Source organism: Morganella sp. Je.2.23 (genome assembly GCF_051129855.1).
In the GTDB taxonomy this organism is placed as follows: Bacteria; Pseudomonadota; Gammaproteobacteria; order Enterobacterales; family Enterobacteriaceae; genus Morganella; species Morganella sibonii.
Map to the genome: position 1 here is coordinate 1 of NZ_JBCPSQ010000052.1, position 255 is coordinate 255.

Annotated in this window: 1 protein-coding gene; it reads right to left on the reverse strand. The window is 60.0% G+C overall.

Going from position 1 to position 255, the window contains the following annotated elements:
• On the reverse strand, positions 1-255 hold a 255-nt coding region (locus AAZR23_RS20810), incomplete at both ends, for a hypothetical protein (RefSeq protein ID WP_434694510.1).

Here is a 255-nt window from a genome sequence, read left to right on the forward strand (position 1 = left end):
GGATGGTGTGCACGGTATTGTATGCCAAGGTATCGCCCCCGCGGGTCAGCATCATGGCCGAGGCCAGATGCCCCTCGGACAGGGCTTTCAGCTGCGGGTTCACGCGGGCTGCCGGGGTTTCCGGGTCAACTGGGTCAACCGGTTTGTTATTGCCGAGAATAGTGGCGGTCACCAGCTTGCCGTTAATATCCACATCGGTTCTGACATCATACAGCAGCGAAACACCCTGCTGGGCAATGCCGCGGGTGGTCAGTC